At 56.3% G+C, this 4594-nt stretch carries 2 protein-coding genes; both read right to left on the reverse strand.

What is annotated here, in order from left to right:
* Positions 1-199 (reverse strand): hypothetical protein (locus J0A65_RS20740; protein ID WP_206596248.1); only part of this gene is annotated, 199 nt, incomplete at its 3' end.
* Positions 200-260: 61 nt separating this feature from the next.
* Positions 261-4442 (reverse strand): BREX system serine/threonine kinase PglW, encoded by a 4182-nt coding sequence (gene pglW, locus J0A65_RS20745; RefSeq protein ID WP_206596249.1) that lies wholly within the window; start codon positions 4440-4442, stop codon positions 261-263.
* Positions 4443-4594 lie beyond the last annotated feature (152 nt).

The raw sequence follows: 4594 nt of genomic DNA on the forward strand, positions 1-4594 counted from the left end.
CCACGGCGGCCTGGGTTATTTGCGCTTCACGCCAGGAAACAAAGTGCTCGGCGGTGCGTTCAGCCTCAACCGCCGCGCGATATTCGCTCTGTAAATGTTCACTGAGCTCCGCGTTGGACTCGCTGTAGGCGAGGATGTCCTTCTCAATATGCGGTAACAAAGACTGCAGATTTTTCAGAAGATCGGCACGATTAATCACAGGTAAATCCTTGTGCATGTCTCCCAGTACCTGAAGGTACTGGGTCTGCTATCAATTTTTATCAGGCAGTGGTTTTAACTGCCTCAGGTAGTAGCTGAGCATCGTCCAGCCAGCTACTGGGAATATGGGCAAACTCTTTGCTACCGGCGCCTGTAGGCACCAATACGTCATCGATCATGGCCGCGGAACGCTGCGCATCCACGGCTATTAGCAAAGCCAACCCGGGCAGCGCAATGCCACTGCGGCCACTCACGCTCATCAGCTGCTGGCGCAGATCATTCAGCCATGTTGTAACCAGCTCATAGCGCGCCAGCAGTCCTGGCTCCGTCAAAAGCACTGGCTGACCGGCCTGCAGAATCTCCTCAGCCATGCCCGGTAACGCTCGCTGCACCAGTCGCTGCAGGTTCTGCCAATCGCGTGAACTGCGCTCACAGGCATCTGCTTTGAGCACCACTTGCCAATCCGGCGCTTTGGGCATGCTGGCGCATACAGCCTGTACATGGCGAAGTAGCAGCTCATCAAAGCTGATGCACTTAAATGGATAGTCTCGGCAGAGTTTTTCCTGCGCTTGCCACCACTGACGCGGCCTGACGGTTAGCGCGAGGAAGTGGGAGGCAGTCACTGCCTTCTCCAGCATCAAACCCAGTTCTTTAACCGACTTGAGTGTGGTGGTGTCGTCTTCGCCTTGTTGAGTCTGGCTGTAGTGAGTAGACCCAGCTGATGCGAAGCTGGTCATCCCTGCGCTTGGCAGGCAGTAACCGCCTCTATCGCCGTTGGCAAACTCAAAGCTGCCATTCCACTGGAAACCGATATCCAGGGAGCGCACCAACTCATCCAGCTCTGGGCGGCCAGGTAGCTCCTGCGCTGCGGGATAGCGGCCGGCTACACGGGTCTGGATGTCTTTGACAGTAAGCGCCTTGCTTCCCAATAGCGCGCCCTGGGCCAACTCCAAAGCAAGCTTGGCGGGCATCCCTCGTGGATAGAATTCCACACGGCTGGATAGTGCTGCACTCTCGGATGCAGCTGCAGCCAAACGCAGAAGTCGGTGGTTGCTCAAACCTGCAAATGATTCTGGCGCTGGCACAGCACGGATCTTCTCCAGCGTACGAACGGGAGCAAGTAATGGCAGCTGGCGAGCACACTCATCTGCCAGGCTGCCCAGGTCGCAAGCGTAATCGGCCAGTTCCTCCCCTCGCCCCTGACGATTATCGGCGATCAGGAAACGGTTACCGGAGCGACGCAAAAGCCAACGAGGCTCCTGCTTACTCAATTCCGTTTCTACGGCTGCCCGCACAACGGCATAGGCCCAGCGCTCACGCAGTGGGCTGTCTTGTACCGAGCCGCGACGAAGCAGGATTGCGTCAGCCACTTCGACCGCTGTCATCACGCCGCCGTTATCTTCCAGCAGGCCGACGATGTCTTCTCTCAAGTCCGTAATCGCTTTGGTTTTAGCCCACTGGGTCAGAACCTTATCGACCAACTCGCGCACCAGCAGAGTCTCAATGCCGAGGTGGCCGCTGATGGCTGCCGGCGTAGGCCAATGAACGTTGTGAGAGCCCTTTGGCGCATCCTCGTCCAATCGACCTAGGTATTCGTTAAGAAAGCTCAACCGAGTCTGATCAGTGGACTTCGGCAGAACCTGCTGGAACAGACGGTCGACACTTACAACGCTGGTGTCACCGGTATCCAATTGCTGAACTTGTTGACCGTCCAGAAGACGCGCCTGAAGCTGACCAATCACATCGGACAGCTCATTACGGGTCTTTACCCCCACCCCAGTCCAGACACGAACGCGGGAGCGGTTCAGCTTGATGAGGTCAGCAACGCTATTGATATTCCGACGACTGAGGGTATCCAGCGCTTGTGGGCTCAGAGCCAACAGGCCGATCTGCGTATCCAACTGAGCCTCGCTGATGGGGCACGTACGCTCCTGTGGCTGCTGGGTCGTGTGCAGAGACTCACTGCGCGCATCATGGAATGTCTTGCGCCACTCACGCAGCATCTCGCCGGCACTGGCAAAGCGCTTGCGCACATCACGAACCAAGGCCCGTTTGAAGAACTCAACCATGCGATCGCGAATGCTCGGGTCGAAGACGGTTCGGTCGACCTCCAGCTCACCTTCGAGTTGATGTGGCAGCCCTTCAGAGGACGTCCACCCGGGCAAAGCCCCTGCAGCCATCTCGTAAAGGGTCAGCGCAACAGAGAATCGCTCGGCATGGTCGTCCCAACGACGGCGGCCAGGATCACGGATGAACGGATCCATGTAGGCCAGAGTGCCAGCACTGATATTGTCAGCACCGACACTGGACAGGGAGAAGTCAAAAAGCATGAGGTGAAGAACGCTGCCTTGCATCACCAAGCCGATGTTCTCTGGCTTGATATCACGATGCACCAACGCCTGGTCTTCTAGATGCACAACCGCACTGAGCAAGTCGTCACCGAAGCGCTCAAGCAACTCCAGCTGCACAGCGCCGACATGGCGGAGGCGCTGCGCCAGGGTGCCCTCGGTCGCATAGTCGAGTAGCAGAGCGGTATGGCCAACGATATCTAGGGTTTTGTAGTAAGGAACAATGGCCTGGTGACGCAACCTGGCCAGCACCTCGCCCTCTTTCGTAAGACGGCTATTGTGGTCAGGTGTCGAAGCGATCTTCAGAACGCGAGACTGCCCCTGGTAATCGACTAGGAATACGACTGAGCACGCACCGTTGCCAAGCGGCTGAATAACCTGGAAGCCTCCAGGCAGGAGGTCCCCTTTGCGGGCTTCAGTTGGGTTAGTTCGAAGCGTGTTCGGCTGACTAACCTCATCTTCTAGGTCATCCAGCCGTTTGATGAACTCACTGACCGATTCCAACCGGCTGCCGACATCAGGGTGCGTGGCGTACTGCACCAGGTACTGCATAGCCTCGCTTGTACCGTTGATCTCATCAGTAACCTGCAGGCCACTACCTCGGCGCAGCTTGTCCAGTAACTCGATATCGGTTTGCGCGGGCTTCTTGCCGGTAAATAAGTGATAGGCGATCGCCCCCAGGGAGAACACATCCAAGTGCACGCCGTCTGTAGCGCCTGTGTGCGCTTCCAGGGCGACATAAGGCCCGGCCTCTTCATGCACAAGGTTGCTCAGGCGGGTTAGCGCGCTGATGTTGCGCGACTCACTCTCGAATATCCGCTCGGCAGTGGCCCAGTTGCTGATCTTGACACTGTACTTCTCATCGCCCAGAGGCTTGACCCAGATGCACTGAGGACTTAGGCCACGGTGATAAAGCTTTTGCCCATGCGCATACTGCACAGCCTCAGCAATTAGACGAAGCAGGTAGGTGGCCTGAACTGTATCCAGGCGCCGATCCTTACCCAGATGCATGAGTAGATGGTCAAGACGAAATGCCTTGGGATCGTGCTCATAGACCAGTGCGGGGCCGCTGTCATGATTCTGAAATTCGTGCGCTCGCAGAATTCCTGGATGCTCAATACCCTCAAGCAGGCGGAACTCAAGCTTGGCCGCTTTTTCGAGCCGAGAAACCTCTTCCTGCGGCTTACCCTGGGTCAGATAAATACGAACCTTGCGCTGCACTCCAAGATCCGGGTGCAAGGCGAGCCAATCCTGATAGGTATCGGATTCGTCGAGTAGGCTCTGAAGCTCATAGCTGCCCACACGACGCATGCGCACGGACTCTTTAATGCCCGCTTCCTCTACAGCGCGTGAGATGACTTTGGCTGCATAAGCGGTAATCTGCCGATGCCTCCAGTTCTCATCGATTAGGGTGATTTCGCGTAGCAGCTCTTGCCGATTGACCACACCTTGGCGCGCATTACCTTCTAGCTTGATGACCAGGTCCTCTGAAGAGAGGAACACCAAAGCATCAATAAAAGGCACAGTTTCCTTGCTTCGATGAAATGAAGGCTGCAACTTCAGCAGGGACGCCAGCTTTTGCGCTTTGCGACGAGCAAGCAAACGGGGATTGTCGAAGATCTTCTGCCCACCTTTGGGCAAAGGCCTTTCCCAAACCCAGTTGGCAGCATCACCCCGAATCACGCCGGGGTGGGACTTGATCTCAATGACGTACATGCCCTTGGGCGTCAACACCATGAGATCAACTTCGTTGATGGAGCCATCCTGAGCAATGAACTCGAAGTTGGCCCAAGCACGATAAGGATCGTGGTCAGGGAGCAATTGCCTGGCAAACTCCAGCGCTTCCCGTTCCCATGCGTAATCGGACGGGGTGATCTGCTTCCAGAGTTTGTCCATCAATGGCCATCCTTGTTAACCGGCTGACGTGGGCGACACTCACACATCTGCAAAATTCGAACTGCTTATCATATTCCGCTATACCGCTCGGTTATAGCTCTAATGGCACACCTACTCCGAAAGCATCGGCAAGCACACATGGGCTGCGATGC

This window comes from Bowmanella yangjiangensis, from assembly GCF_017255015.1.
In the GTDB taxonomy this organism is placed as follows: domain Bacteria; phylum Pseudomonadota; class Gammaproteobacteria; order Enterobacterales; family Alteromonadaceae; genus Bowmanella; species Bowmanella yangjiangensis.

What these genes read in the sequence shown, in the direction of transcription:
- pglW (WP_206596249.1), bottom strand. Translation starts at nt 4,442, where the DNA reads ATGGACAAACTCTGGAAGCAGATCACCCCGTCCGATTACGCATGGGAA.